Source organism: Streptomyces viridosporus, assembly GCF_002078235.1.
GTDB classification, from domain to species: Bacteria; Actinomycetota; Actinomycetes; order Streptomycetales; family Streptomycetaceae; genus Streptomyces; species Streptomyces viridosporus.
In genome coordinates, this window is sequence record NZ_MSGP01000822.1 from 1 (window position 1) to 513 (window position 513).

The window sequence follows — 513 nt, forward strand, 5'->3', positions numbered from 1 at the left end:
CGCGAGCGACATGATGGCGCTGGGCGCGATACGGGCGGCCCGGCAGCGCGGCCTGGACGTGCCGAAGGACATCTCGGTGGTCGGCTTCGACGACTCCCCGCTGATCGCCTTCACCGACCCGCCGCTCACCACCGTCCGCAAGCCGGTCCCGGCGATGGGTCAGGCCGCGGTGCGCACGCTGCTGGAGGAGATCGGCGGGACGCCCGCGCCGCACAGCGAGTTCGTGTTCATGCCGGAGCTGGTGGTGCGCGGTTCGACCGCTTCGGCCCCCGGGGAACGAAATCGTCCCTAGGGTGGAGGGAACGGTCTTCCGGGCCCTCCCGCAGGAGGAGTTCGCCGCCCCGGACCCGTACGCGGACATGCGGGACGGACCCGACCGGGGGATGATCTACGGGAGGAAAGCTGTCTGGCAGACTCTTTGCCCATGGGTGACACGACGGTGAGAACGTCGGAAGGCCACGACCAGGCCGTTCCGCACCCCGTCGCGGACTCGGCGGACGGGACGGCCCGGGG

At 71.3% G+C, this 513-nt stretch carries 1 protein-coding gene; it reads left to right on the forward strand.

Annotation, left to right across the window (positions count from 1 at the left end; all coding sequences use genetic code 11):
- On the forward strand, positions 1-292 hold a 292-nt coding region (locus B7L92_RS37895), incomplete at its 5' end, for a substrate-binding domain-containing protein (protein WP_159461094.1).
- Between the last annotated feature and the right edge of the window lie 221 nt (positions 293-513).